26 protein-coding genes are annotated in these 26,497 nt (G+C 72.5%); 3 read left to right on the top strand and 23 right to left on the bottom strand.

Going from position 1 to position 26,497, the window contains the following annotated elements; translation table 11 throughout:
- Positions 1 to 30: 30 nt before the first annotated feature.
- The 9 genes from A4W93_RS27540 to gspG are packed head-to-tail and all read right to left on the bottom strand — an operon-like array spanning position 31 to position 7,458.
- The gene (locus A4W93_RS27540; protein ID WP_085753654.1) at positions 31 to 405 is read right to left on the bottom strand and encodes a type II secretion system protein; all 375 of its coding nucleotides are present in this window, start codon (positions 403 to 405) and stop codon (positions 31 to 33) included.
- A complete protein-coding gene (locus tag A4W93_RS27535) occupies positions 402 to 2,144 on the bottom strand; it encodes a secretin N-terminal domain-containing protein (protein ID WP_085753653.1) in 1,743 nt (580 codons plus the stop codon). Before A4W93_RS27535 ends, A4W93_RS27540 begins: the two co-directional genes overlap by 4 nt.
- Complete coding sequence (locus A4W93_RS27530) at positions 2,131 to 2,613, bottom strand: hypothetical protein (RefSeq protein WP_085753652.1); 483 nt, start codon at positions 2,611 to 2,613, stop codon at positions 2,131 to 2,133. The genes A4W93_RS27535 and A4W93_RS27530 overlap by 14 nt, the downstream gene beginning before the upstream one ends.
- Positions 2,610 to 3,131 (bottom strand): GspMb/PilO family protein, encoded by a 522-nt coding sequence (locus A4W93_RS27525; RefSeq protein WP_157782238.1) that lies wholly within the window; start codon positions 3,129 to 3,131, stop codon positions 2,610 to 2,612. The genes A4W93_RS27530 and A4W93_RS27525 overlap by 4 nt, the downstream gene beginning before the upstream one ends.
- On the bottom strand, positions 3,128 to 3,628 hold the full coding sequence (locus A4W93_RS30170; RefSeq protein WP_157782237.1) for a hypothetical protein: 501 nt from the start codon (positions 3,626 to 3,628) through the stop codon (positions 3,128 to 3,130). The genes A4W93_RS27525 and A4W93_RS30170 overlap by 4 nt, the downstream gene beginning before the upstream one ends.
- Positions 3,625 to 4,293, bottom strand: a complete 669-nt coding sequence (locus A4W93_RS27520) for a hypothetical protein (RefSeq protein WP_157131790.1) — start codon at positions 4,291 to 4,293, stop codon at positions 3,625 to 3,627. The genes A4W93_RS30170 and A4W93_RS27520 overlap by 4 nt, the downstream gene beginning before the upstream one ends.
- Positions 4,274 to 5,854 carry a GspE/PulE family protein gene (locus A4W93_RS27515; RefSeq protein WP_085753649.1) on the bottom strand — a complete coding sequence of 527 codons (1,581 nt, stop codon included), beginning with the start codon at positions 5,852 to 5,854 and terminating at the stop codon, positions 4,274 to 4,276. The genes A4W93_RS27520 and A4W93_RS27515 overlap by 20 nt, the downstream gene beginning before the upstream one ends.
- A complete protein-coding gene (locus A4W93_RS27510; protein ID WP_085753648.1) occupies positions 5,851 to 7,032 on the bottom strand; it encodes a type II secretion system F family protein in 1,182 nt (393 codons plus the stop codon). Before A4W93_RS27510 ends, A4W93_RS27515 begins: the two co-directional genes overlap by 4 nt.
- A gap of 9 nt (positions 7,033 to 7,041) precedes the next feature.
- Positions 7,042 to 7,458: a type II secretion system major pseudopilin GspG gene (gspG, locus tag A4W93_RS27505; protein ID WP_237357634.1), complete on the bottom strand. Its 417-nt coding sequence runs from the start codon at positions 7,456 to 7,458 to the stop codon at positions 7,042 to 7,044.
- A 212-nt stretch (positions 7,459 to 7,670) separates the two neighbouring features.
- Here gspG and A4W93_RS27500 point away from each other — a divergent pair, with 212 nt between their 5' ends.
- Positions 7,671 to 8,537, top strand: a complete 867-nt coding sequence (locus A4W93_RS27500) for an amino acid ABC transporter substrate-binding protein (RefSeq protein WP_085753646.1) — start codon at positions 7,671 to 7,673, stop codon at positions 8,535 to 8,537.
- Between the two features lie 4 nt (positions 8,538 to 8,541).
- Here the strand turns inward: A4W93_RS27500 and ydiK are convergent, their stop codons facing one another.
- The 9 genes from ydiK to A4W93_RS27455 form a co-directional block, all read right to left on the bottom strand.
- On the bottom strand, positions 8,542 to 9,663 hold the full coding sequence (gene ydiK, locus A4W93_RS27495) for an AI-2E family transporter YdiK (protein ID WP_085753645.1): 1,122 nt from the start codon (positions 9,661 to 9,663) through the stop codon (positions 8,542 to 8,544).
- Positions 9,664 to 9,748: 85 nt separating this feature from the next.
- Positions 9,749 to 10,267: a TPM domain-containing protein gene (locus tag A4W93_RS27490; protein ID WP_085753644.1), complete on the bottom strand. Its 519-nt coding sequence runs from the start codon at positions 10,265 to 10,267 to the stop codon at positions 9,749 to 9,751.
- On the bottom strand, positions 10,267 to 11,154 hold the full coding sequence (locus A4W93_RS27485; RefSeq protein WP_179951342.1) for a TPM domain-containing protein: 888 nt from the start codon (positions 11,152 to 11,154) through the stop codon (positions 10,267 to 10,269). The genes A4W93_RS27490 and A4W93_RS27485 overlap by 1 nt, the downstream gene beginning before the upstream one ends.
- Positions 11,154 to 11,762, bottom strand: coding sequence for a LemA family protein (locus A4W93_RS27480; protein ID WP_085753643.1), 609 nt, complete (start codon positions 11,760 to 11,762; stop codon positions 11,154 to 11,156). Before A4W93_RS27480 ends, A4W93_RS27485 begins: the two co-directional genes overlap by 1 nt.
- A gap of 67 nt (positions 11,763 to 11,829) precedes the next feature.
- Positions 11,830 to 13,062, bottom strand: a complete 1,233-nt coding sequence (locus A4W93_RS27475) for a biosynthetic peptidoglycan transglycosylase (protein WP_085753642.1) — start codon at positions 13,060 to 13,062, stop codon at positions 11,830 to 11,832.
- Positions 13,059 to 13,586, bottom strand: a complete 528-nt coding sequence (locus A4W93_RS27470; protein ID WP_099960001.1) for a hypothetical protein — start codon at positions 13,584 to 13,586, stop codon at positions 13,059 to 13,061. The genes A4W93_RS27475 and A4W93_RS27470 overlap by 4 nt, the downstream gene beginning before the upstream one ends.
- Positions 13,573 to 14,415, bottom strand: coding sequence for an exosortase Q (gene xrtQ / locus A4W93_RS27465; RefSeq protein WP_237357633.1), 843 nt, complete (start codon positions 14,413 to 14,415; stop codon positions 13,573 to 13,575). The genes A4W93_RS27470 and xrtQ overlap by 14 nt, the downstream gene beginning before the upstream one ends.
- Before the next feature lie 9 nt (positions 14,416 to 14,424).
- Positions 14,425 to 16,458 carry a VIT and vWA domain-containing protein gene (locus A4W93_RS27460; protein ID WP_085753641.1) on the bottom strand — a complete coding sequence of 678 codons (2,034 nt, stop codon included), beginning with the start codon at positions 16,456 to 16,458 and terminating at the stop codon, positions 14,425 to 14,427.
- A 126-nt stretch (positions 16,459 to 16,584) separates the two neighbouring features.
- Entirely contained in the window at positions 16,585 to 18,153 is a 1,569-nt protein-coding gene (locus A4W93_RS27455) for a DUF4139 domain-containing protein (protein WP_085753640.1), read from the bottom strand.
- A 237-nt stretch (positions 18,154 to 18,390) separates the two neighbouring features.
- Between A4W93_RS27455 and A4W93_RS30225 the strand changes: the two genes are divergently transcribed.
- Positions 18,391 to 19,107, top strand: a complete 717-nt coding sequence (locus tag A4W93_RS30225; RefSeq protein ID WP_085753639.1) for a DUF1161 domain-containing protein — start codon at positions 18,391 to 18,393, stop codon at positions 19,105 to 19,107.
- A gap of 4 nt (positions 19,108 to 19,111) precedes the next feature.
- Here A4W93_RS30225 and A4W93_RS27445 read toward each other — a convergent pair whose 3' ends face one another.
- The 5 genes from A4W93_RS27445 to cysK all read right to left on the bottom strand — a co-directional run bounded on the left by A4W93_RS27445 (position 19,112) and on the right by cysK (position 25,054).
- Positions 19,112 to 20,059 carry a bile acid:sodium symporter family protein gene (locus A4W93_RS27445; protein ID WP_085753638.1) on the bottom strand — a complete coding sequence of 316 codons (948 nt, stop codon included), beginning with the start codon at positions 20,057 to 20,059 and terminating at the stop codon, positions 19,112 to 19,114.
- Between the two features lie 45 nt (positions 20,060 to 20,104).
- Positions 20,105 to 21,544 (bottom strand): two-component system sensor histidine kinase CreC, encoded by a 1,440-nt coding sequence (gene creC / locus A4W93_RS27440; RefSeq protein ID WP_085753637.1) that lies wholly within the window; start codon positions 21,542 to 21,544, stop codon positions 20,105 to 20,107.
- Positions 21,545 to 21,571: 27 nt separating this feature from the next.
- On the bottom strand, positions 21,572 to 23,326 hold the full coding sequence (locus A4W93_RS27435) for a diguanylate cyclase (RefSeq protein ID WP_169726595.1): 1,755 nt from the start codon (positions 23,324 to 23,326) through the stop codon (positions 21,572 to 21,574).
- A 100-nt stretch (positions 23,327 to 23,426) separates the two neighbouring features.
- Positions 23,427 to 24,137 carry a two-component system response regulator CreB gene (gene creB, locus A4W93_RS27430; RefSeq protein WP_085753635.1) on the bottom strand — a complete coding sequence of 237 codons (711 nt, stop codon included), beginning with the start codon at positions 24,135 to 24,137 and terminating at the stop codon, positions 23,427 to 23,429.
- Entirely contained in the window at positions 24,134 to 25,054 is a 921-nt protein-coding gene (gene cysK / locus A4W93_RS27425) for a cysteine synthase A (protein ID WP_085753634.1), read from the bottom strand. Before cysK ends, creB begins: the two co-directional genes overlap by 4 nt.
- Before the next feature lie 53 nt (positions 25,055 to 25,107).
- Here cysK and hemE point away from each other — a divergent pair, with 53 nt between their 5' ends.
- Positions 25,108 to 26,202 carry a uroporphyrinogen decarboxylase gene (gene hemE, locus A4W93_RS27420; RefSeq protein ID WP_085753633.1) on the top strand — a complete coding sequence of 365 codons (1,095 nt, stop codon included), beginning with the start codon at positions 25,108 to 25,110 and terminating at the stop codon, positions 26,200 to 26,202.
- The last annotated feature ends 295 nt before the right edge of the window (positions 26,203 to 26,497 follow it).

Raw genomic sequence — 26,497 nt, 5'->3', positions numbered from 1 at the left:
GGCATTCCCGAGCGGCTCCGTTCTAACCCGTCAGCGCGTGGCGTACGCCAGACCGCTCGGGCCCTTGCCGCGTGCGCCGCTTCGCAGATCGGCCACGCGCCCCGGGGTCGGCGGCTCCGGCGGCACGAGCCGCCAGCTGCGCGTGCTGTTCGTGAGCGGGTCGATCGGGAGTGCGCGCAGGTAGCGCCGCGAAACCAGTTCGTCGAGCGAGTCGGGGTAGCGGCCCTGGTCCGCGTAGAACTGGTCCAGCGCGGTGCGCGTGTGCTGCAGGTTCTCGACGAGCAGGGTCTCGCGGGCGCGCTCGAGGCCGCCGAAGTACTTCGGCAGGGCGAGCGACAGCAGCATCGCGAGCACGGCCAGCACCACGAGCATCTCGATCAGCGTGAAGCCGCGGCGCACCGTCATCGCGTGACCTGCGGGCGTTCGCCACCCTTGTCCGCGGCGGGCGCTTCCACGGCCTCCGGCGCGTCGTCCGGCGGCGCGTCCTCCATGCGCCCGCGGATCCCGCTCGCCGTGCCCAGGCGGAACGACGAGTCGCCGGCCGACGGCACGGGCAGCGGGCGGATCAGCCGCGGGGTGATCGACAGCACGATCTCGGTCTTCGCGTGCTGGTCGCGCTGTGCGGTGAACAGCCGGCCCACCACCGGCATCTCGCCGAGTCCCGGCACCTTGCCCTGCTGGCGCAGGTCCTCGTCCTGGATGAGGCCGGCCAGCAGCTGGTTCTCGCCGTCGCGCAGCCGCAGCACGGTGTTCGCGTTGCGCGTGCTGATGCGGTACGCGGTGGACCCGCTGCGCGTCTGGGTCTGATCGAGCAGGCTGCTGACCTCGAGCCCCACCTTGATCACGACCTCGCCCCCGGCATACACCTGCGGCTCGATCTCGAGCTTGAGGCCCACGTCGACGTAGTTCACCGACTCGGCGACGAACCCGGTGGACGTTGACGTGGACGTGATGTTGGGCACCCGCTCGCCGATCATGATGCGGGCCTTCTCGCGGTTGCGCGCGCGCAGCCGTGGTGTGGCGAGCGTGTTCACGTCGCCGTCCTCGCGCCGCAGGTGCACCGTCAGCGATCCCAGCGCGGCCTCCACCGAACTCGAGCGCAGGTTCAGCACGTCGCGCAGCGTCACCGGCAGGTTGCGGTCGAACGGCATGCCGGGTACCTGCAGCTGCATGGGCAGCGGGGACAGCGACAGCTGCGACGGCCAGTCGATGCCCAGCTGCTGCAACAGCGTGCGCTTCACCTCGAGCACCTCCACCTCCAGCATCACCTCCGGCTCGGCCACGTCGTGCATGCGCACGAGCTGTTCGGCCAGGCGCAGGCCTTCGGGCGTATCCCGCAACACGATCATGTTGATCTTCGGGTCGACGACGATGTCGCGCGACCTCAGCACCGTCTTCAGGCTCTGCGCCATGAACCGCGCGTCGACGTGGGTCAGGTAGAAGCTGCGCACCACGAGGCCCTGGTAGTCGGCCTGCTTGCGCGGCAGGTCGGGGTACACGAGCACCGTGCCGTCGTCGTCGAGCCGGTGGGCGAGCCCCGCGCCGCGGGCCACCTTGTCGAGGGCCGCCGCCACCGTCGTGTCGCGCAGCGACACCGACACCTTCAGGTCCGGCGGCACGTCGCGGTCGAAGACGATCGCCACCTGCGCGGTGCGGCCGATGACGTCGAACACCGATCGCACCGGCGCATCGCGGAACTGCAGCGACACGCGCCGCTGCATCGCGGGGTCGGCGGCCGGCGCGCTCAGCCGATGGTCCAGCCGCAGCTCCGCCGCCGGCGCGCGGGCGGCGGCCACGCGCTGCAGGCCGTCGCGCGCGCGCGCCTCGAAGCCCGGCACGGTGGCGAGCTCGCGGAACAGCGGCTCGGCCTGGTCGGGCTGACCGGACTGCAGCGCCTGCGTGGCGCCCGTGATGAGGCTCGTGGTGTAGCGGTCGCGCGCGCGGGCGAGCCACACGCGCGTGGGCGCGTCGGCGGGATGGCGCGCGGCGCGCGCCGCGAGGTCGAGGTAGCCTTCGCGCAGCCGGCCTTCGGCCAGGGCGGCCTTCGCGGGTTCCAGGTCGGCTTCCGGCGGTGGCGTGGCGCAGGCCGCCAGCAGGCCGGCGACGACGGCCACCAGGGCCCGCTTCGGGTCACGGCGGGCCATCGAACACTCCGTCGGGGCCGCCGGTCGCGAGCGACACTTCGTGGCCGGTCGCGATCTCGCGCACCCGCACGCGCTCGGTCTCCACGCGCACGACACGGTAGCCGTGCCACCGCGTGCCGACACGCGCCTGCACGACGTCCTCGCCGTCGTGCAGCAGCACCGTGGCCTGGCCCTCGCGGCCGATCGCGGTGAAGGGCAACGCGGCGGCCTCGGAGGCGGGGCCGGGCGGGACCGGCGACACCGCCGATGCCGCTGCCGACACGAAGAGGTCGACCGTGGCGGCCGGCCAGGGCGCGGCGTCCCGCCCCTGCAGGCGCCGCGGTGCGGTGGCCTCGAAGGCCTCGGACACGCCGTCGCGCACCACCGCGGGCGCGATCGCGTCGTCCGGCGTCGTGTCGCCGAACACGGCCAGCCACGCGGCGCCCGCGAACGCCGCGCCCAGCAGCGCGTGCCGCTGCCGGGGCCTCATGGCGGGTCCTCGCCGTCGAGCACGGCGGTCGACCACACCGACAGCCACACGGTGCCTTCGAGACCGGTTCCGCCGGTGTCGCGCCGCACGTCCACCTGGTCGACGGACACGCCGGGGTGGCTGGCGAGCGCGGCGCCGAGGAACCGCTTCAGCGCGGGGTAGCCGCCCCGCACCGGCAGTTCGAGGCGCACGCGCGTGGCGGCCGCCTCGTCGCGGTGGTAGCCGACGCGGCCCGATGCGAGCCCGTCCACCTGCGCCGCCTCGACGAGCCGGGCCAGGACGGCCTGCACCTGCGCGGGCTCGACCAGCACGGCCCGCAGCCGCGCCTGCGGGTCGTCCGCCTCGCGCACCACGGCCGGTGCCACGGTGTCGAGCCCGGGCGCCTGCCGCGCGGCCAGGTGGCGCGGCAACAGCCAGGTCCAGGCGGCCAGGCCGAGGGCGAGCAGCACCGCGGCCGCCACCGCGCCGGGACCCTGGCGGTGGCGGGCGATGCCGAGGCGCACGCGCCACGCGCTCACGGCCGTGCCTCGTCCACGAGCCGGCCTTCGAGGGCGAACTGCACGCCGAGGCCCTCGCCGGGCGTGAGGTCCTGGTGCACCACCTCCAGCCGGGCGAGGCGCGGGTGGCGCTTCACCGACGCGAGGAAGGCGAGCATGGCCGGGACGCCGTCGGCCCGCCACAGCAACCGCACCTCCCCGCCGCCGGCCGTCACGTCGAGGGCCAGCAGCGACACCTCCGGTGGCACCAGGGCCTCGAGGTCGGCGAACCAGCGGGCCCATGGCGTGTCGAGGTGCGACACCGCGGCCTCGATGGCCGCGAGGCGGGTCGGCGGCACGTCGACGGCCGGGGCCGGCGACAGGGCCACGAGCCGCTCGGCCTCGGCGGCCTCGCGCCCGGTGTCTTCCCTCAGGCCCCACGCGGCCGACGCGCACAACACCACGGCGAACGCGAGCAGTGCACGCGTGCGCCCGAGGTGGCGCGGCCCGGGGGCGAAATCGATCGCGATGGATTTCATGGCGAGGTCCCCAGGCGGGGCGCCGGCCCGGCGGTCACGAACCGCGTGGGCATCTCGGCGCGGGCGACGAGCGCCTGGGCGCGCAGGCGCGTGAGCACCCCCGCGGTGTCGGGCGGTTCGTCGGTCCAGTGCTGGCACACGTCGCGCGGCCGGCCCCCGTCGAGCAGCAGCGCGTTGAACCCGTCGTCGCGGAAGCTGAGCGCCCAGGTGGGCGCCCGGCCGCCGAGGTCCATGCCGTTGAAGTCCGCGACGGACGCGGGCTGCAGGGCCTTCAGCCGCCAGCCGTGTTCGTCCGCCGTCGCGCAGACCGCGGCGTGCAGCACGGCCGGCATCGCGGCGCACAGGAAAGGCTGGGTCGCGTGCCAGTCGCCGTCGAGGGCCCAGTCGCCGGCCGGGACGTGGAACAGGTCCTCGAAGCGCGCGGCGGCCACGGCCCGCAGCTCGGCGAAGCCGGCGAGCCCGGCTGGCGGCGAGCACAGCCAGTACCGCGTCCGGTGGTCCGACACGGTCACGCGCAGGCGGGTGCCACGCCGCAGCGAGGTGCGACCGGCCCAGCGCCGCCACGCCTCGGCCGCGTCGCTGCCGATGGGCTCGGTGATCCCCGCGCCGTCGATGCGGTCGGCCTCGATCCGCACGGCCACGACCTCAGGCCGCCAGCGTGACACGATGCACCTCCTCCAGCGTGGTCTCGCCGCGGGCGACCAGCCCGAGCGCGTCGTCGAACAGGCTGCGCGTGCCGTTGCGCCGCGCGGCGGCCATCAGCTGGCGCGTGGACCGGCGCTCGACCACCATCTCGGCGAGTTCGGGCGTCATCGTCAGCACTTCCGCGATGGCCTTGCGCCCGCGGTATCCGGTGCCGCGGCAGTCGCCGCAGCCGCCGCCTCGGCGGAACGCCCAGCCCGCGACGGTGGCGGCGTCGAGGCCCGCGCGGGCGAGTTCGTCGGCCGCGGGCGCGTGCGGCTGCGCGCAGTGCGGGCACAGGAGCCGCACGAGCCGCTGCGCCGTCACGCCGATGAGCGCCGACGCGAAGGCATGCAGGTCCACGCCCATGTGGTGGAAGCGGCCGAAGACGTCGCACACGTTGTTGGCGTGGACCGTGGACAGCACCAGGTGGCCGGTCAGGGCCGATTGCACCGCGATCGAGGCCGTCTCCTGGTCGCGGATCTCGCCCACCATGATCTTGTCCGGGTCGTGGCGGAGGATGGAGCGCAGGCCGCGCGCGAAGGTCAGGCCCTTGCGGACGTTGACGGGGATCTGCAGGATGCCCTCGAGCTGGTACTCCACCGGGTCCTCGATGGTGATGATCTTGTCGCGGCCATCGTGGATCTCCGAGAGCGCGCCGTAGAGCGTGGTGGTCTTGCCGGAGCCCGTGGGGCCGGTGACGAGCACCATGCCGTACGGCGCGTCCACCAGCCGGCGCAGCGTGGCGAGCGTGGTGTCGCCGAAGCCGAGCGACTCGAGGGTCAGCGACGCGCTGGCGTCGAGCATCGCGCGCTTGTCGAGGATGCGGATCACCACGTCCTCGCCGTGCACGCTGGGCATCACGGAGACGCGCAGGTCCACCTCTCGGCCGCCGGAGGCCACGCGGAAGCTGCCGTCCTGCGGCAGCCGGCGTTCGGCGATGTCCAGCTCGGCCAGCACCTTGATGCGCGAGACGATCTGCTCGGCCAGCGCCGTGCCGGGCACCGCGGCCAGGGGTTCCAGCACGCCGTCGACACGCACCTTGCCCGCGAGGCCCGACGGGGTCGATTCGAGGTGGACGTCGCTCGCGCCGAGCCGCAGCGCGTCGTAGAGCGCCGAGTTGACGATCTTGACGGCCGGGCTCGTGGCGCCGCTCGCGGCTTCCAGGCTGATCGACTCGAGCGCCGGGTGCGTGCCGGCCGCATCGGCCCCGTCGAGGGCGCTGTCCATCGCCTGGACGCCGGCCTCCTGCCGCTGCAGGTAGGCCTGGATGTCCGATGGCAGCGCGAGGCGCACGTCGATGTGGCGCGGCACACGGCTGCCGAGGAACACGCGGCGGTCGCCGTCGAGCGGGTCGGGCAGCACGCCCACGAGCCGGGCGCCGTCGCGCAGCAGCACACACCCGGTGCGCGTGGCGAGCGCCAGGGGCAGCAGGTCGAACGCGGGCGAACACCGCAGCATCTCCGCGACCTCGATGACGGCGAGGCCGCACCGGTCCGCGAGCGCCCGCAGAGAGTCGCGTCCGGTGGCCGCGACGGCGCTCATTGCAGGGACCCCGCGAGGTCGAAGATGGGCAGGTACAGCAGCACGACGATGCCGCCGATCACGAGGCCGATGGCGGCCATCAGCGCCGGCTCGAAGGCCTTGGTGAAGCGGTCGATCCAGCGGGCGCTCTCGGCCTCGTGGAAGCGGGCGGCGCGTTCGAGCATCTCGCCGAGCCGGCCGGTGCGTTCGCCCACGCGCAGCAGGCGCAGTGCCACCGGCGTGACGAGGCCCTGCCGTTCGAACGCGGTGGAAACCGCGTCGCCTCCGCCGATCGAGTCGCTCGCCGCGGCCAGGCGCGCGCGGGTGTCCGGCGACAGCGTGCCCGCGGCCATGCCCAGGGCCGTGCGGACGGGGATGCCGCCGCCGAGCAGCATGCCCAGTGTGAGGTACAGGCGCGAGAGCTCCATCGCGGCCACCTGCGGGCCGACGCCGGGCAGCCGTCGCAGCAGCGCGGCGAGGCCGCCGCCGCGGAGGGCCTGGCGCACGGACCCCGCGAGCGCCGCCGCGGCCGCAGCCACCGCGGCCGTCACCGCGCCTCCGTGGGCGGAGGCGAATCCGCCCCAGGCCATCAGCCACCGCGACAGCAGCGGCATGTCGCGGCCGCTGTCCTGGTAGACCGCGGCGAACGACGGCACGACGTGACCCAGCAGGAACAGCGTCACGAGGCTACCCACCATCAGCAGGATCGCGGGGTAGATGCATGCGCCCACCAGCTTGCCGCGCAGCTGGTCCACGCGCTGCTGGTAGTCGATGAAGCGGCCGAGGGCGGCGGGCAGGTCGCCCGTGCGTTCGGCCGCCTTGAGCGTGCCCACGTAGAGCGGGGGAAAGAGCGCCGGGTGGGCGCCCGCCGCGTCGGACAGCGCCTGGCCCTCCTGCAGCCGGCGCAGCAGTTCGCCGAGCAGGTCGCGCGCGGGTCCCGCGGGGGCCCGGTCGGCCAGGGCCTCGAAGGACTCGGCGAGCGACAGGCCCGCGTCGAGCAGCGACTGCAGTTCCTGCGAGAACAGCACGAGCGAAAACGCCGGCGGCCGTCCCGCACGGGGCGCCGTCACGGGCGTCACGTGCAGCGCCCGTGCGCCGGCGCTGGCGACGGCGCGGCGCGCGGCCGGCTCGTCGGCTGCGTCGACCTCGCGGGTCTCGACGCGGTGGTCGGGCAGCAGCGCGCGCACGGCGAATCGCATCGGCGGCCTTCAGTTGACGATGTCGGCGCCGAGGCCGCTGCCGCCGGGCCGGCCGTCGTTGCCGTACGAGACCACGTCGACCTCGCGGCCCTGCGTGCCCGGTTGCCGGTAGTGGTACGGCCGGCCCCACGGATCGAGCGGGACGGCCTTGCCGAGGTACGGTCCGTTCCAGCGCGGCGCGGCGGCGGGTCGCGACACGAGCGCCGCGAGGCCCTGGGCCGAACTGGGATAGTGGCCGTTGTCGAGCCGGTAGGTGTCGAGCGCCTTCGCGAACGCCTCGACCTGCGCCCGCGCGACCTTGTGTTCCGACTGCCCCAGCTGGGAGAAGTATTTCGGACCGACGTAGGCCGCAAGCAGGCCGATGATGGCCATCACCACCAGCAGCTCGAGCAGCGTGAAGCCGGGCGACCGGCGGGGCGGGTTCAAGGGTGGATCTCCGGCGGGGCCGACGGCCGATGCGCGGGATTGGGACATAAGTGCACGGGCGTGCACATGAGGGCTTCTCCGGTCCAGCGTTCCGCCTGGGGCGACGCGGTCGCGGGCGGCACCCCTCCTTCGCCCCCTCCTTCGCGGCGCCAGCCCTGTCCCGGCGCGCTCCTAGACTGGCCGCGACACCACGACCAGGGAGATACCCGACCATGAAGCGCCTGTCGTTCGTTCCCGTGGCCACCGTGCTGGCCGCCGCGGCGTGGCTGGCCGGCTGCGCCACACCGCCCGCGTCCCAGGGCGGGCTCGCCCGCATCGCCGAGACGAAAGCGGTGACCTTCGGCTATCGCGAGGACGCGCGCCCGTTCTCGTACCAGGGCAGCGACGGCAAGCCCGACGGCTACTCCGTCGAGCTGTGCCGCCGCGTGGCCGACGCGCTGAAGGGCCAGCTCGGGCTGACCCAGCTCGACGTGCGCTGGCAGCCCGTGACGGTCGCCACCCGCATGCAGGCCGTGACCGACGGCCGCGTCGACATCGAATGCGGCAGCACCAGCCGCACCTTCGGGCGCGAGCAGCAGGTGGACTTCAGCAACCCCACGTGGGTCGAGGGCGCGTCCTTCGTCGCGCTGCCGGCGTCCGGCCTTCGCCTCGCCAAGGACCTGAACGGCAAGCGCGTGGGCGTGGTGGCCGGCACCACGACCGAGGCCGCGCTGAAGCACCTCGCCACGCGCGGCATCACGCCGGTGTTCGTGCCGGTGGCCACGCACACCGACGGCATCGCCGCGGTGCGCGACGGCCGGGCCGATGCGTACGCGACCGACCGCCTGATCCTGATCGGCGAGACCCTCGGGGGGCCCGAGGGCCAGACGCTGCGCCTGGGCGACGAGTACATCTCGTTCGAGACCTACGGGCTGATGATGCGCCGCGACCCGGACCTGCGCCTCGCGGTGAACAAGGCGCTCGCCGGCGTCTACCGCAGCGGCGAGGTGGAGGCGGTGATGCGCGGCGTCTTCGGTCCCGACGTCTCGCCGACGCCGATGCTGCGCGCGGCCTTCGTGCTGGGGGCGCTGCCGGACTGAGGCGTCAGCCCGCCGGGTGCGACGCCATCCAGCGCTGCATCAGCGTGTAGGCCACCGCGAGGATCACCGGGCCGATGAACAGGCCCACGATGCCGAAGGCGAGCAGCCCGCCGATCACGCCGCCGAAGATCAGCAGCAGCGGCAGGTCGGCGCCGCCGCGGCGGATCAGCAGCGGGCGCAGGATGTTGTCGAGCCCGCCGACGATCACCGTCCACACGAGCAGCGTCGTCCCCCAGCCCGGCTGGCCGCTCCAGTAGAGCCAGCCCACGGCGGGCAGCAGCACGATCACCGGGCCGAGCTGGGCGATGCACAGCACCAGGATGACCGCGGTGAGCAGCCCGGCGAACGGCACGCCGGCGATGGCGAGGCCGAGGCCCGCCAGCACCGTCTGCACGAGCGCCGTCACCACCACGCCCATGGCCACGGCGCGGATCGCGCGGCCGGCCAGCACCACGACCTCCCCGCCCCCTTCGCCCGCGAGCCGCTGGCCGAAGCGCACGAGCGCGTTGCGTGCCGTCTCGCCGTTGGCGAACAGGATCGCCGAGATGATCACGGTGAGCAGCAATTGCACGAGCAGCAGGCCCACGCTGCCGAGGGCCGCGGCGATCCAGTGAGCGGCCTGGCTCGCGTACGGCGCGATGCGCGCGGCGAGGCCTTCCTTGCCGGCGAGCGAGATCTCCAGCCACGCGTTGGCGACCTTGTCGCCCACCAGCGGCAGCCGCGCGACCCAGTCCGGCGGCGGCGGGAACGGTGTCTCCGCGAACGTGCGCAGCCAGCGCGTCAGCGTGTCGGTGTTCTCGGCGAGGGTCTGCAGCGCGAGGCCGATGGGCGCGACGAACACGACCACCATCGCGAGCGTCATGACGAGCACGGCGACCGAGGGCCGCCTCACGCGCGCCTGCACCTTCAGCATCAGCGGCCACGTCGCCACCACGAGGGTCATGGCCCACAGGCCGGGCAGCAGGAAGGGCCGCAGGATCCAGAACGAGCCCAGGAGGAGCACCCCGATCACGAGCACGGAGAGCACGGTGCGAGTCAGGTCGTGGCGGATGCGCACGAACGGCGCGCCGCCGGCGGCCTCCACGGGCCCCGGTTGCAGCGGAACGACTTCGTCGGACAAGGCCATGGCGAGGCTCCCCGGGAAATGGCGACGCGCCATGTTCGCACCGGGCGAACCCCTCCGCCCCCCTCCCTGAAGGCGGGGGCGCCCGTCAGATCAGGACAACGGTGTCGGGCAGTTCGTTGGGGTTGGGCGCGCCGGGGCTCGCCGGGAAATGCGCGGCCAGCAAGGCGTGAACCTCGTCGACGGCCGCGGACAGCCCCTCGGCGAACTGGTTCTTCGCGAACGCCTGCGCCATCCGCGCGGCCACCTCGGCCCATTGCGTCTGCGGCACGAGGGCGTTGAGCCCGCGGTCCGCGACGATCTCGATGCGGTGGTCGGCGAGCAGCAGGTAGATCAGCACGCCGTTGTTGTGGTGCGTGTCCCAGACGCGCAGCTTGCCGAACAGCATCACCGCACGTTCGCGGGCGCTCGCGCGGCGCCACAGGTACGACAGCGGCAGGCCCGCCTCGACGCAGATGCGGATCTCGCCGGTGTGGGCGCGTTCGCTCTTGGCCACGCGCGACTGCAGCGCCTGCAGGCCCGCGTCGCCGAGGGCGCGGCGCGAGTCGCGGGCGTCGCGCCAGCGGTGTTTCAGCACGCGGATCACGCGGTTGCCGGATGCATCCATCACCAGTCTCCCGAGGCGCCACCGCCTCCGAAATCGCCGCCGCCGCCGGAGCTGAAGCCGCCCCCTCCACCACCGCCACCGAAGCCGCTGTCACCCCCGCCGCCGCCCCAGATGACGGGCCCGCCGCCACGCCGGCCGCTGCCCACGCCCAGCGTGCCCACGAGCAGCAGCGCGACGAACCCGGCTCCCACGCCGACGAGCACGCTCGCCGTGAGCCACCAGCCGATGCCGCCGACCGCGCCGCCGGTCAGCAGCGAGCCCAGGCGCTTGCCGAACACCGAGACCGCGATGCCACCCATCAGCGGCACGCTGACAAGCAGGAAGATCAGCCCGTCTTCCAGATCGAAGCCCGGCCGCGACGACGGCGACGGCCGCACCGTGGGTTCGGGCAGGCCCTCGCCGGCGATGCGCGCCGCGAGGGCGTCCACGGCGAGGTTGAGGCCGCCCGCGTAGTCGTTCTGCCGGAAGGCCGGCACCATCTGTTCGTCGATGATGCGTTTGGCCGCGAGGTCGGGCACGGCCCCTTCGAGCGCTTTCGCCGGCGCGATGCGCATGCGCCGGTCGCCCTTCGCCACCACCACCAGCAGGCCGTCGCCCACGTCACGGCGGCCGATCTTCCAGGCGTCGCCCACACGCTGCGTGTAGTCGGCGATGTCCTCGGGTTTCGTGGTGGGCACCATCAGCACCACCACCTGCGAGCCGTGCTGCGCCTCGATGGCCTGCAGCTTGTCGGACAGCGCGCGCCGCTGCTCCGTCGACAGCGTGCCGGTCTCGTCGATCACCCGTGCCGACAGCGCGGGCACGGGCACCAGGTCTTGCGCGAGCGCCAGCCCCGCGACCGCCGCGAGCAGCAGCGCGAGCCCGAGCCGGCGCAGCCCCTTGGTGATCACTTCGAGGCGGGCTTGTCGAAGCTGACGGACGGCGGCGTGGAGATCTGCGCCTCGTTCTGCACGGTGAAGCTCGGCTTGATCTGGTAGCTGAACGCCATCGCGGTCAGGTTCGTCGGGAAGCTGCGGGCCAGCACGTTGTAGTCGGCCACGGACTTGATGTAGCGGTTGCGGGCCACGGTGATGCGGTTCTCGGTGCCTTCGAGCTGCACGCGCAGGTCCTGGAAGCCCTTGTTGGCCTTCAGGTCCGGGTAGCGTTCGCTGACGACCATCAGGCGGCTCAGCGCGCCGCTCAGTTCACCCTGGGCCTTCTGGAACTTGTCGAAGGCCTCGGGGTTGTTGATGAGTTCGGGCGTGGCCTGGATGCTGGTGGCCTTCGCGCGGGCCTCGACCACGCGCGTGAGGGTGTCCTGCTCGAACTGGGTCTCGCCCTTGATGCTCGCGACGATGTTCGGGATCAGGTCCGCGCGGCGCTGGTACTGGTTGAGCACTTCGGCCCACGCGCCCTTGACGTCCTCGTCGAGGCGCTGGAAGTCGTTGTAGCCGCAGCCGGTGAGTGCGGTGAGCGAAGCGAACAAGACGGCGACGAGCCACGGCCTGCGATTCATGAGCGGGTCCTCCAGATCAGGGAGGTGCATGCTACCCCGGCCGGAAGCCGGACCGCCCGCAAGGTTTTCAGGACGGTGGCAGCCACGCGCCGGCCGGCACCCGGTCGCGCGCGCGGGGCGCGGGCCGCATCTGGTCCATCACCCAGTCCACGCGGGCGACGTTGACGCGGCCTTCAGAGGCCAGCTTCGCGCGCTCGCGGTCGGGGTTGTGCAGCAGGCTCGCGAGCCACGCCGCCTCGATGGGCGTGAGCCGCGCCGGGTCCTTGTGCAGGTAGTGGCGTGCCGCGGCGGTGGCGCCGCAATGGCGCTCGCCCCACGGCGCGAGCGCGAGGTACAGGTTCAGCACCCGCGCCTTGCCGAGCGTGCGGTCGAGCTCCACCGCGTAGAGCAGCTCGCGCAGCTTGCGCACGGGGCTGCGGCCGTCGCCCGTGTAGACGAGCTTGGCGAGCTGCTGCGACAGCGTGCTGCCGCCGCGTACCACACCGCCACGCGCCTGGTTCGTGGACCAGGCCGCGGCCATCTCGGTGGCGTCGAAGCCGGTGTGTTCGTGGAAGCGCTGGTCCTCCGCGGCGATCACGGCGCGCGGCAGCCAGCGGCCGAAGCCCGCGGCCGGCGCCGCGCCACACGCGAGCTCGGCGGCGGCGAGGCGCTCGGTGCCGAGGCCCGAGACGCGGAAGCCCGTGACCTTCGGGGTCACCGTCATGGTCCGCGACGGCAGGCGCAACGCGCCCTTCACGTCGAGGCGGCCGTCGATCTGCGCCTGCGCTGTCTCGGGCACCACGGCGGCCAGCACGCCGTAGGCGTCGGCGAGAGGCACGTCGGTGAAGGTGAAATCGAGCACCGCGTCGGCACGGTTCATCGCGAAGGTCCAGCGGCCGATCACGGCGTTCGGCGCGTCGCCGATCACGACACCGCCCCGCACCTGCCCGTCGATGCCGTGTTCCAGCGTGAACTCCACGCGCGACACGGTCAGCGGCTCGTCGCCCCATTCGGGCCGGCGCAGCGAACAGGGTGCACACACCGCGAACCACTGGCCCGCCTTCGGCGACGCCTGCCACCGCACCGGGCCCACGGGGGTGCCCCAGGTGCGGTCGGCCGCGAGGCCCAGCACCATCGGATGGGTGGCCACGCGCCACAGCGCGGGCACGCTCAGCTCCGCCGACACGGGGCCCACACGCACACGCTGCCGCCACTCGCCCTCGGCGGGGCGCAGCGCGTGCAGGGCCATCGCGAGCAGCAGCGCCGCGGTGGTGGCCAGCAGGCCCATCGCCACGAGGATCCGCAGGGCCCAGGTCTTCACAGCGCCCTCGCGAGGGTGACGGCCTGCCACGGGCCGGTGGAGCGGCCCGTCTGGGCGGCCCAGTACCAGCTCGACGTGTCGGTGAAGGCGTGGCCGGCCGCGTCGACGATGCGTTCGCACACGCGGGTGGACTGGCCGGCGCGTTCGGCGATGAAGCAGCGCCACAGCTGGTCCTTCGCGTCGGCCTCCAGCTGGGCGTTGCGGATGGTGTAGCCGAGGCCGCGGTAGCAGTCGGCCGCCGGGTGGAGCTGGCGCGTGGGTTCGTTCACCGCGCGCAGCACCAGCACCTGCTCGCCGTCGGTCATGCGGGCGATGTGGCCGGGGAAACGCGACGCGAAGCGCTGCTCCACGGCGCTCAGCGCGAGCGGGCGCAGGCCCTTGCCGTCCCATTGCATCGGCCACTCGGGCGACGCGGTGACGGGCGCGGCCGGCGCGGCCGGCCGCGCGAGCGGCGACAGCGCGCAGGCGACCAGCACCGCCGCGAACATCCCCTTGAGCATCACCGCCTTCTCACTGCGTGCCATCACGGCCTCCACGGATCACCCACACCACACCCGCGCACACCGCCGCGAGCACCACGAGACCGATGCCCTGGTGCAGGGCCTCGGACACCGGCCGGCCGGTCGCCTCCATCGCGACGAGCGCGCTGTTGCGCACCACGTTGCCGGCCAGCACGAACAGCCCGGCCGCCGGCAGCCGGCGCAGGAACACGCGGTCGGCGAGCCGGCCGAAGCCGGCCACCGCACACGCGCAGAAGTACGCCATCCACACCATCTGCACGCCCGAACACGGCGCGTCGACGATCACGAGCTTTCCTTCGACCACCATCGCCGTGCCGGCGCGTTCGGCGGCGAGGCCGGCCAGCTGCAGGATCCACGTGCTCAGCTGCGCCGTCACGACGCGCAGCGGGAAGCCGGCGTAGAACTGCAGCGACGAGACGACCGGCAGCGCGAGCACCGCGAGCCCCGCCATCGGCAGCGACGGATGGCCCGACGGCAGGAAGGCGCGTGCGCCGCAGGCCACCGCGAGGGCCGCGAACACGGCGCCGACCAGCGGGGGCAGCCAGAACGTCGCCAGGGTGGCGGCACCCGTCGCGACCGCCGCGGCCGCCCACCACCGGCCGGACGGACGGGCGGACATGCGCGGCACCTCACGGGCCACGAGCAGCGCGAACGCGGCGAGCGCGGCCAGGCCCAGCGGGTCGTCGGAGCCGTCGGCCACCCGCGCCGCGGCCCACCGCCAGTGCGGCCACAGCGCGGCGGCCTGCAGGCCGAGCCAGGCCGCCGGCGGCAGCCGGTCGAGCCGGCCCAGCCAGCGGCCGGACTCGCTCGTGGGGACAACGATGCGGGTCACGGCGGCTCCTCAGGCGCGGCGGCGGGTGAAGAGCGTCGCGCCCACCACACCCACGACGACGAGCAGCGCGAGCCAGGCGGCCGGTTCCGGCGTGCTCGGCACTTCCGCGCCGATGGCGAGGTTGCTCACGCCCTCGGGCAGCGGCGACGGCTGGTCCACCGACGGCGACAGCGCCGGGTTCGGGTTGCGCACGATCTTGTCCACGGCGATGAAGCTCGTGTACTGCGTCAGCAGGCCGTGCTGCAGGCCCAGGGCCGTGATGGCCTCCTTCTGCGTGGTGCCGCCTTCGAGCGCTTCCTGGTCCGACAGCGCGGCGATGCGCTGGCGGGCCCACAACAGGCGCAGGGCCGACGACGTGTTGTCTTCATGGCCGGCGGTGGCCATCTCGATGCGGTACGGGCCATCGCCCGAGCGGCCTTCGACGATCAGCTTCGCGTGCGTGGTGTCGCCCTTCCACTTGCCGAACACGACGACCGGGCGGCCGCCGAGCACGTCGGGCTGGCGTGCGGGTTCCACGTCGTACGCGTCGAGGCCTTCGAAGCGCAGCTTCACGTTCGTCAGCACCGGCGAGTCGATCATCTTGCGCAGGCGTTCGGCCTGCGCGGCGGCCTCGGCCGGCTTCGTCACGATGAACGCCTCGCCCATGCCGGCGCGGGCCAGACCTTCGATCAGGTGGCGGTTCACGCTGCTGCCGATGCCGAACGCGAACACGTTCTGGTGGGACAGGTGCTGGCGCACGAGCTGGAACACCTCCGACTCGACGTTCACGTAGCCGTCGGTCACCACGATCACGCTGCGCGACACCCCCTCGGCCTTCGGCAGCGCGGCCAGGCGCTTCAGGGCCGGCACGATCTCGGTGCTGCCGTTGCCGCCCATCGCGCGGATGGTCTCCATCGCACGGTCGATGTTGGCGCGCGTGGCCGGCACCGATTCGGGGGCGAGCATGCGGTTGCTGCCGGAGAACAGCAGCACGTTGAAGGTGTCGCTCGGGCGCAGGCTGCCGATCAGGTTCTGCAGCAGCACCTTGGCGGTCTCGAGCGGGTAGCCGTGCATCGAGCCCGAGATGTCGACCACGAACACGTAGTCGCGCGGGTTGATCGAGCGGCTCGGCGCGGCCTTCGGCGGTTCGATCAGGCCGAGGAAGTAGTTCTCGTCGCCACCGCGGAACAGCATCAGGCCCGACTCGATGCGGTCGCCGGCCAGGCGGTAGTCGAGCAGGAAGTCGCGGTTGTTCGCCGGGCGGTTGCCGGCCGGGGCGAGCGCGACCTTCACGTGCGGCGTGCCGACGTCGTCGACGCGCACGTCGTGGGAGCTGGAGGTCACCTCCTTCACGGGCACCGGGGAATCGATGGCGACGCGGATGTCGAACGTGGCCGGGGTGGCCTCGCCTTCCTTCAGGTACGGCATCGCGGGCATGGCACCGCCGGCCGACGGGGCGCCGGCGTAGCGCGGGCCCACGACGGTCGGGAACACGAAGCCGTAGCGGGCGTCGGTGGGCGACAGCAGTTCGGTGTAGTGGAGTTCGACGCGCACGTCGTCACCCGGCAGGATGTTCGCGACGTTCATCTCGAACACGTTCGGTCGGTGCTGTTCCAGCAGCGCGGAGGTGCGGCCTTCCTTCTTCGCGGCCTCGTACTCGACGCGCGCGGCCTGCTTCTCCTTGATGCGGGCGGTGAGCAGCCGGTCGCCGAGGCGCACGTTCATCGCGTACACGGCCGACTGCGTCGAGCCGGGGAACACGTAGCGCGCCTCGATCGGGCGCTGTCCTTCGTTGCGGTAGTGCTGCACCACGGTCACGTCGGCGATCACGCCGGCGATGCGCACGTCCACGGCCGTCGACTTCAGCGGCAGCCGGTCGGTGCCGGGCTGGCTGCTGTTGACGTGGAAGTACGGGCTCTCGGCCTTGCGGGCCTCCGAGTCGTCCGCCCGTGCGGGCGAGGACCAGACCAGCGACAGCACCGCGGCGAACACCGCGATCGCCGCGCACCACAACACCCGCCCGATCTGGCTGAGCGGGCCGGGTGGGTGAAGGAACAGGCGCATGACATTTCTCCTTGAAGGGGCCGCCGGACTGGCGGGACGGGATCAAGGATCGGCGGGGTGTGCGAACGCAGTTGGAAGCGGCGGCGCGGTTGTGTGAAGTGCATGTGAAGTCCGCGCCGCCCCGGTTCAACGGTCGCTCAGGCGCGTGTCCTTCGGGTGGCCGATGACGTGGTCGGCCGCCACGCGCACCGACTGGCCGGCGTTCAGGTCCAGCGTCCACATCGCCACCCCGGGCAGCTTGTTCCAGGCGAGCTCGGCCGGTTGCGGCGAGAAGGTGGACGTGATCCGCACCTGGTCGTCGACGCTGACCGGCGCCGCGTCGAGCACCTGCACCGCGATGGGGGTCGTGTGGCGGTTCTCGACGACGTACGCCCGCGACACGCGGCGTTCCGTGCGGCCGCCCGCGAAACCGCCGGTGCCCAGGCTGTCGCGCTCCGGTTCGGCGGTGACGCGCACGCGCTCGTCGCGCCCGAACGAGAGCGTCAGGCGTTCGCCCTCGGCCGTGTTCCAGCGGCCCTGGCCCACGTACGCGCCGTCGCGGTACAGCTGCATCGGGCCGGCCGGCCACACGCCGGCGGGCACGGGCAGGTCGGCGACCAGGAAGGCGCTCGGGTCGAGCCGCGGGCTCGTGCGCACCGCGAGGCGGGCGGTGTCCACGTGCTGGCCGAGGGCGATCGCGACCCGCTGGCCGCTGGAGGCCACGTCGATGGGCTGGGGCACGTCGAACTCGGTGGCGAAGGCGGTGTCGACGGTCGCGACCTCGAAGGACTGATCGGCGGCGGCCTCCGCCATGATCGCGGGGGCGGGGGCCATGGCCGCCATCGGCATCGATCGGCGCTTCATCAACTCCTCCCGCGGAGGTTGGGCGATGCCGACCTGCCACGGCGTCGGCACACGCCCGGCCGTCTCGCGGCGGGGCTGGCCGGTGGACAGCACGAGCTTCACGCCGGCCCAGTCCTCGCCGGTGGACTGGGCGACGAGGGCCTGGCGTTCGAGGCGCACCTGGCGCGTCGGTGTGTCGAGCAGCGCGCGGTACGCGGGCGACCACGTGGGGCCGGCCACCTGGTAGCGCAGCGTGACGTCGGCGTCGGCCGGGGTGGCCAGGGTCACCGTGACGCTCACCACCTGGCCGCTCGCGCCGCGCGCGCGGGCGCGTTCAGCCACCAGCGGGGCGAGCTGGCGGTCGAGGTCGGCCTGCTGCCGCACGAGCTGGCGCTGCTTCGCCAGCGCGTCCTGGCCGGTGCGGCGCACGGCGTCGGCCATGCCGGTCAGCTGTTTCGCATCGACGGCGGGGCGGGTGTCGCGGCCGCCGGCCACGCCCTTCAGGTAGCCGGTCACGAGGCCGAGCGACTCGTGTTCGGCCAGCAGCGCGTCCTTCTGTTCCTCCAGCGCGCGGATGCGGCCGTCGAGCGGGTGGGCTGCGCAGCGTGGCGACAGGTCGCGCGCCTCGGTCAGCGCCGTGGTTTCGCCGAGGCGCACCGACGCGTTCGCCGTCACCTGCAGGCTCTGCACGTCGAGGCCGGCGGGCAGGCAGGCGAAGGTCAGGGTGCGGTCGCCAGCCTTCGCACGGGCGACCCGCTCGATGGTGGCGCTGCCCGGGTAGACCTTGACCTGGGTGATGCGGGAGTCCTGGGCGTGGGCGGTGGCGGTGATCGCGAGCAGGGCCAGGGCGAGAGGGCGGAGGGACGGGGTCATGGGAGCCTTTCGTTCGAGGGGACGAAGGCTGGTACGCGCGGCGGGGGCCGATGGGGTGAAAAAGATGTGCGCCAGGGCGTTCTCCGGGAAACCCCGGGGATCCACGTGTGCGGCACGCCACACCATCCCCCACAAGGTGGGGCGTCCGGGCTTCGGCAACGGCCCGGAACAGGCCACACTTCGGGGTGCGCCGGCACGCCATTCGACCGGCAACAGGGCAGGACGGAGTCAACGAGGATGGAAGAACAGAGGATCGACCGGATCCCCGCGCCGCCGGGCCGGGCCGTGCGATGGACGGTGACCGCCGCGGCGGTGCTGCTGGCGGCGGGCGCGCAGGCGCAGACCCCCGCCTGCGAGCAACTCAAGACCTCCCTCGCCGCGCGCCTGCCCGCCGCGGGCAGCTACCACCTCGAATCGCTGCCGGCGGGTGAACCCGTGCCGAAGGGCGCGAAGGTCATCGGCAACTGCAGCGGCGGGGCCTACCGCATGTTGTTCATCCGGGGTGCGCCCCCGGCCACGGCCGCGCCGACACCGAAACCGGTGCCGGTGGAGAAGGTCGTGGCGGTGGCGCCTGCGCCGGCGCCCGCCGTGCCGCCGCCGAAGAAGATCGAGGTTCCACCTCCTCCGCCGCCGGCACCCGCGCCAGCGCCCGTGGCCGTGGTGACGCCCCCGCCGAAACCTGAACCGAAGCCGGAGCCCGAACCCGAGCCGCGGCCCATCGTGAAGCCCGCACCCGAACCGGAGACGGACACGGCGCAACTGATGCCGATGCCGCCCCTGGCCGACGAGGGCCCGTCGTTCGTCGACGAGGCCGCCGGCTTCGCCGCCGACCACTGGCCGTGGCTCTCGGCGCTGGTCGCCGTGCCGCTGCTGCTGTGGGGTTGGGGCTGGGTGGCGCATCGCCGCGCCTACGACGCGGCCGGCCTGCCCCGCGGCCCGCGGATCCGCGCCTGACCGTTCAGCGCGGCCCGGCCGCCGGGCCGTTCCGGAACCGCTGGAACAGGGTCGCGACGAGCGGTCCCGAGATGTTGTGCCAGACGCTGAAGATCGCGCTCGGCACGGCCGACAGCGGCGAGAAGTGGGCCGTGGCGAGGGCCACGCCGAGACCGGAGTTCTGCATGCCCACCTCGATCGAGATGGCCTTGCGCTTGGCCACGTCCATGCCCGTGGCCTTCGCGAGCCAGTAGCCCAGCAGCAGGCCGAGGCCGTTGTGCAGCACCACCACCGCGAAGATCATCAGGCCGCTCGTGGCGATGCGGGCCTGGTTGCCGGCCACGACGGCGGCCACGATCGCGACGATCGAGACCACCGACACCAGGGGCAGCACCGCGACCGCGGCCTTGACCTTCTCCCGCAGCAGCGACTGGGCGAGCACGCCGAACGCGATGGGCAGCACCACCACCTGCACGATGGACCAGAACATCGCCGAGGCGCTCACTTCGAGCCACTGGCTCGCGAGCAGGTAGATCAGCGCCGGGGTCACCACCGGGGCGAGCAGCGTCGTCACCGAGGTCACCGCGACCGACAGCGCGACGTCGCCGCGCGCGAGGAAGGTCATCACGTTCGATGCGGTGCCGCCGGGGCAGCACCCCACCAGGATCACGCCCACGGCCACCTCGGGCGGCAGGTCGAGGCCCTTGGAGAGCAGCCAGGCGAGGGCCGGCATGATGACGAACTGGCCGGCCACGCCGATGGCGACGTCCACCGGGCGCTTGGCCACTTCCTTGAAGTCGTCCTTCGACAGGGTGAGGCCCATGCCGAACATGATCAGGCCGAGCAGCGGCACGATGTACGGGCCGACGGTCTTGAACGGCGCGGGGAAGAAGAACGCGAGGATGGCGAACAGCAACACCCAGAGGGCGAAGGTCTTGCCGACGAATTGGCTGAGGCGGGCGAGCAACTGCATGGGGCGGTACCAGGGGCGAAGGGCTGATTCTAGGCGGCGTGCGGGTCAGGCGAACGACGGCAGCGCGAGGGTCGCCACCGCTCCGCCGTCCGGTGCGTTCGTGAGCGTCACGCGGCCCTGGTGCAGCTCGGCGATCTCCTTGACGAACGGCAGCCCGAGCCCGGTGCTCTTCTTCTGCGTGCCGGGCCGCGCGAGCGAGTAGAACTTCTCGAAGACCTTGCCCTCGGCGTACTGCGGCACGCCGGGGCCGCGGTCGCGCACCGTGATCGCCACCGTGTGCCGCGCCCGCTTCACCGCGAGCGTGACCGTGCCGCCGTTCGGCGAGAAGTCCACCGCGTTCGACAGCAGGTTGGCCACCGCCCGCTGCAGCAGGAAGGCGTCACCCTCGACCGACGGCACATCCTCCTCGGGCGGCACGTCCAGGTCCACCGTCACGCCGCGCGGCGCGCCCGCGTGCCGTGCGGCGGCGGCCAGGTCGCGCAGCATCGGGCCGAGGGCCACGGGGGCCACGGTGTCGAGCCCGCGGCGGGACTCGAGCGCGGTCAGCTCCATCATGCGGTCGACCAGTTCCTGGATGCGCAGCGCCTCGCGGGCGATGTTGCCGGCGAACCTCGCGCGGTCGGCATCGGGCATGGGCTCCTGCAGCAGCTCGGCCGCGCCGCGGATGGCCGACAGCGGGCTCTTCACTTCGTGGGTCAGCGTCTGCACGTAGTCGGCGACGTAGCTGTGGCCGGCGAGCGCGTCGCGCATCTCGTCGTAGGCCGCGCCGATGGCGCCGAGCGCGCGGCGGCCGAGGCGCGGCAGGCTGAACGAGCGCTGCGAGCGCACGTAGCGCACGTAGTCGGCGATCACGCCGAACGGCCGCACGAGCCACAGCGACACGATCACCGCGAGCAGCAGCACCGCGGCGGCCGACGTCACGCCGACCAGCACCGTCTTGCGCCGCGCGGCCTCGACGAACTGGCCGAAGCTCTGCACCGGCTTGCCCACGCTCACGACACCGATGATGCGGTCGTTCACGCGGATGGGCGCGGCGACGTACATCACCGTGGTGCGGTGGTCTCCGGCGATGTCGGGCGTGGAGCGCGCGCCGTACTCGCCCTGCAGCGCCAGTCGCACGTCGCGCCACTGGGAATGGTCCTTGCCGGTCTCGCGGCCGAGCGAGTCGAACACGACGCGGCCGTCGCGGTCGGTCACGGCGGCGCGCAGCTCCACGCGGGTCTTGCGGAAGCCGAAGATGTCGGCCTCGAAGCGGCGCGCATACAGCGCCTGGAACACGGGCCCGAGGGCCTCGGCCTGCAGCGTGCCGTCGACCGACTGGCGTTCCACCAGCGTCGCCACCAGTTGTGCGGTCTCGACGAGCGACTCCTCGGCGCTCTCGCGATAGCGCGGGTCGATGTCCTCCAGCTGGCGGTACATCAGCCACCCCACGCCCAGCGCGTACGCGAGGAGGATGCCGATGAAGATGCGGGTGCGCTTGCTCATGGCGCGCACCCTATCAGAACGAGAACGTCAGGCGGGGGTCACCTCGACGTGGGCGCGGCGCACGCGCCGCTTGCCCGCCTGCTTGCCGCCGTACATCGCGGCGTCGGCGCGGCGCAGCAGTTCGGCCGCGTCGGCGCCGTCGCCGGCCGCGAGCGCGTAGCCCACCGTGATGCCCACCGCACACTCGGTGTGGGTGAGCTGGAACGGCGCGTCGGAACACGCGAGCAGCTTGTGGCCCACGACCTCGGCCTCGGCCTCGCCGCCGAGCTGCGTGGCGACCACCACGAACTCGTCGCCGCCCAGGCGGGCCACGAGGTCGTTCGCGCGCATCACGCCTTTCAGGCGTTCGCCCATCTGGACCAGCAGCTCGTCGCCCGCGTCGTGGCCGTGCAGGTCGTTGACGGGTTTGAAACCGTCGAGGTCCAGCAGGTACACGGCGGTGAGGCGGCCGGGGGCCGACTGGTCGATCAGGGGCTGCAGCCCGAGCTGCAGGCCGCGGCGGTTCAGCAGGCCGGTGAGCGGATCGGTCTGCGAGATCAGCAGCACGCGGTCGTGCTCGCGGCGGGTCGCGGCGGCCTCCTCGCGGAACTCGGCCACGCGCACGTTGATGACCATCACCCACGCGAAGATCTGCACGAGGGCGCAGACCATGTAGGTCTCCTGCATCGCGAGCGTGGCCGGTGCGTGACCGCGGCTCAGCGCCATCGCGGTCATCGCGCCCACGGTGTAGGTGGCCCAGCCGCCGATGGTCCACGCCGCCGCACGATCGCCCGACCGGGCACGCCTGATCGCCACGGTGACCGACAGCAGCATCGGCCAGGCGCCGAACCACGCACTGATGTCGGTGGCGAGGTGATAGTCGATCACCCCGGTTGCGAACAGCACCGCCGCCAGCAGCATGAGGGCCGCCATCACGTGCATCGCGCGGCCGATGCGCGGGTGCATGCTGCCCACGTCGAGCGCCCGTTCGGCGAACATGAAGCCGCCCACCAGCACGAGCAGCATCAGCAGTACCGCGCCGTTCTGCACGAGCCACCGGTTCTCCGGCCAGAGGTACTGCTGCGCGAGGCCGAAGTACGAGAAGAAGAACAGGATGCCCGTGACGCTCGACCAGGCGAGCCACACGTACAGCGACTCGCGGTTCGCGATGGCCCCGGTGAGCGCATAGGCCAGCACGCACAGGCCGATGCCGAGCGCGATGCCGTGCCACATCTGGAACGCGTTCTCGCGCTGCGACACCACCACGGGCTGGCGCAGCGACATCGGCACGATCATCGTGCTCGTGGTGCGCACCCGCACGAAGAGTTCGAGGGATTCGCCCGCGGGCAGGTTCAGCAGCGCGAGGTGCGTGCGGCCGGGGAACGGGCGTTCCGCGACGGTGAGGTGGTCACCCATCTCGACCCGCTGCAGCGTTTCGGCGCCGCGCTGAACGAACACCTCGACGTCGTCGAGGGCGACATAGTCGATCGTGAACCACCAGCGGGCGGGCGCGTCCGCGGGCACGTCCACCGGCACGCGCAGCCACACCGTGTGGCGGTTCAGGCCGAGGTTGGCGTAGGGGGCGTCGGTGGGCTTGAACTCGGCCCGGCGGGCGAGCGCGTCGGGCAGCCGCAGCGTGTGGCCGGGGTCGTCCAGCAACGTCACGGCGGGCCAGAGGTCGATGTCGTCGCCGACGAGGGCCAGTGGGGCCGCGGCGCGGGCGCTGAACGCCAGCAGCAGGGCGAACGCCGGCAGCAGGCATTTCAGCAGCAGGCGGGTGAAGAAGAGGATCGGGTCGCGCATGTCGAAGGCCGGCCTGCTCCAAAGGGAAGCGGGCCGCATCGTTGCCTTATCGGCCGCGCGTCGCGCCCGTTGAGCGCGAAAGGGGTGGGAAATTCCCGGATCAGGCGCCGATCGATGCGGGCAGGTCTTCCGCGAGCGCGTAGCCCGTGCCGCGGTGCGTGCGGATCGGGTCGAGATCGGGGGCCACGAGCTTCATCTTCGCGCGCAGCGTCTTCACGTGCGCGTCCACGGTGCGGTCGAGGCTTTCGGTCGCGTCGTCCCACACGCGCTCGAGCAGCGCGTCGCGCGTGAACACGTGGCCCGGGCGCGAGGCCAGCGTCTGCAGCAGGCCGAACTCGTAGCGCGAGAGTTCGAGCAGGCGGCCGTAGTAGCGGATCTGGCGGCGTCCGTCGTCGACGGCCACGGGAATGTGCGCAATGGCCGCCGGGGCCGGAGCCGCCGGGGGTTTCGCGGCGCGGCGCAGGATCGAGCGCACGCGGGCCACCAGCTCGCGCGGCGAGAACGGCTTGGCCACGTAGTCGTCGGCGCCCAGTTCGAGGCCCACCACGCGGTCGATCTCGTCGCTGCGCGCGGTGAGGAAGATCACCGGCACGTCGGCCACGGCGCGCACGCGCTTGAACACCTCGAAGCCGCTGGTGTCGGGCAGGCCCACGTCGAGGATCACGAGGGCGGGGGCCTCCGCGGTCACGTGGGCCACGGCCTCCGCGCCGGTGGCCACCCAGGCCGGATCGAAGCCGTCGGTGCGCAGCGCGTACTGCAGCGTGTCGGCGATGCCGGGTTCGTCTTCGACGATGAGGATCTTCGGTTTCATTCGGTGGGCAGGAAACCTTCGATCGACAGGTAGCGTTCGCCGGTGTCGTAGTTGAAGCCGAGAATGGTGGCGCCGTGCGGCAGGTCGGGCAGCTTCTGCGCGATGGCCGCGAGCGTGGCGCCCGACGAGATGCCGACGAGCAGGCCTTCCTCGCGCGCGGAGCGGCGGGCCATGTCCTTCGCGGCGTCCGCCTCGACCTGGATCACGCCGTCGAGCAGTTCGGTGTTCAGGTTGCGCGGGATGAAGCCGGCGCCGATGCCCTGGATGGGGTGCGGCGACGGCTTGCCGCCGCTGATCACGGGCGACGCGCTGGGCTCGACCGCGTACACCTTGAGCTTGGGCCACAGGGCCTTGAGCTGCCGGGCGCAGCCGGTGATGTGCCCGCCGGTGCCGACGCCGGTGATCAGCGCATCGAGGCCGCTCGGGAACGACGCGGCGATCTCCGCGGCCGTGGTGCGCTCGTGCACCTCCACGTTGGCCGGGTTGTCGAACTGCTGGGGCATCCAGGCCCCGGGCGTCTCGGCGACGATCTCGTGGGCACGGGCGATGGCGCCGTTCATGCCCTTCTCGCGCGGGGTGAGTTCGAAGCGGGCTCCGTAGGCCAGCATCAGCCGGCGGCGCTCGACGCTCATGCTCTCGGGCATCACCAGCACGAGGCGGTAGCCCTTCACGGCCGCCACCATCGCGAGGCCCACACCGGTGTTCCCCGAGGTGGGTTCGACGATGGTGCCGCCGGGCTTCAGGCGGCCGTCCTGCTCGGCGGCCTCGACCATCGCGAGGGCGATGCGGTCCTTGATGGAGCCCCCCGGATTCGACCGCTCGCTCTTCACATAGACGTTGTGGCTGGACCCGAACAACCGGTTGATGCGGATGTGCGGGGTGTTGCCGATGGTCTGCAGAACGTTCTGGGCGAGCATTGGGGTTCCTCCGGTCGTGGTGGCAAATTATGGGTGCAACGATAATCCCGGACATGTTTGCACCCCTCCAGAACGACACCTTCCTGCGCGCGTGCCTGCGCGAGCCCACCCCGCACACCCCGGTCTGGCTCATGCGCCAGGCGGGCCGCTACCTGCCGGAGTACCGGGAGACGCGGGCGCAAGCGGGCAGTTTCATGGGGCTCGCCACCAACACGCAGTACGCCACCGACGTCACCCTCCAGCCGCTGGAGCGCTACGACCTCGATGCCGCCATCCTGTTCAGCGACATCCTCACGGTGCCCGACGCCATGGGCCTCGGCCTGAGCTTCGCCATCGGCGAGGGCCCGAAGTTCGCGTCGCCGGTGCGTGACGAGGCCGCGGTGGCCCGCCTCGCGGTGCCCGACCTCGACAAGCTGCGCTACGTGTTCGACGCCGTCACGTCGATCCGCAAGGCCCTGAACGGCCGCGTGCCGCTGATCGGGTTCTCCGGCAGCCCGTGGACGCTCGCCTGCTACATGGTCGAAGGCCAGGGGTCGGACGACTACCGCCTCGTCAAGTCGATGATGTACGCCCGACCCGACCTGATGCACCGCATGCTGGAGGTCAACGCCGACGCGGTGGCGGTGTACCTGAACGCCCAGATCGACGCGGGCGCCCAGGCCGTGATGATCTTCGACAGCTGGGGCGGCGTGCTGGCCGACGGCGCGTTCCAGCAGTTCAGCCTCGCTTACACCCGGCGCGTGCTCGCGAAGCTGCAGCGCGAGAAGGGCGGCCGGCGCATCCCCCACATCGTCTTCACGAAGGGCGGGGGCCTGTGGCTCGACGAGATCGCGGCCAGCGGCACCGACGTGGTGGGCCTCGACTGGACGATGAACCTGGGCGAGGCCCGCCGCCGCGTGGGCGGCCGCGTGGCGCTGCAGGGCAACCTGGATCCGAACGTGCTGTTCGCGCCGCCGGAGCAGGTGCGCGCCGAGGTGATCCGCACGCTCGACAGTTTCGGTGCGCCAGCCAATGCCGACGGCACCACGGCCGGGCACGTCTTCAACCTCGGGCACGGCATCAGCCAGTTCACCCCGCCCGAGATCGTGAAGGTGCTGGTCGACACGGTGCACGAACACTCCCGGGCGCAGCGAGCGGGCGCCCGCTGACGTGGAAACGGGCCATCTGCGTGCCTGAACGCCCGTACAAACTCGTTAATCGTTCGTCAAGGCTTGACTTATCCCCAAAATGCTGCGTGCGGCAACCCCACTGAAGGGGTGCTGCAGCGCAGCAGACATTTCTCGAATGTGCTTGCTAAGTTGTTGATTTCATTAGGTTCGCTGATTGCCACGAAAGTGGGCATTCCAAGCGGAAGCCAAACAGATCAACGTCTTAGCGCGCCTGTGGGCAGCTTACCCACAAAGTTATCCACAGATCCGGTGGAAAGCTCCAAAAGTTCATTCA

The sequence above is a fragment of the Piscinibacter gummiphilus genome, from assembly GCF_002116905.1.
Taxonomy (GTDB): Bacteria; Pseudomonadota; Gammaproteobacteria; order Burkholderiales; family Burkholderiaceae_C; genus Rhizobacter; species Rhizobacter gummiphilus.
The sequence above is the reverse complement of the archived record's forward strand: the minus strand, read 5'-3'. Positions and strand labels throughout refer to the sequence as shown.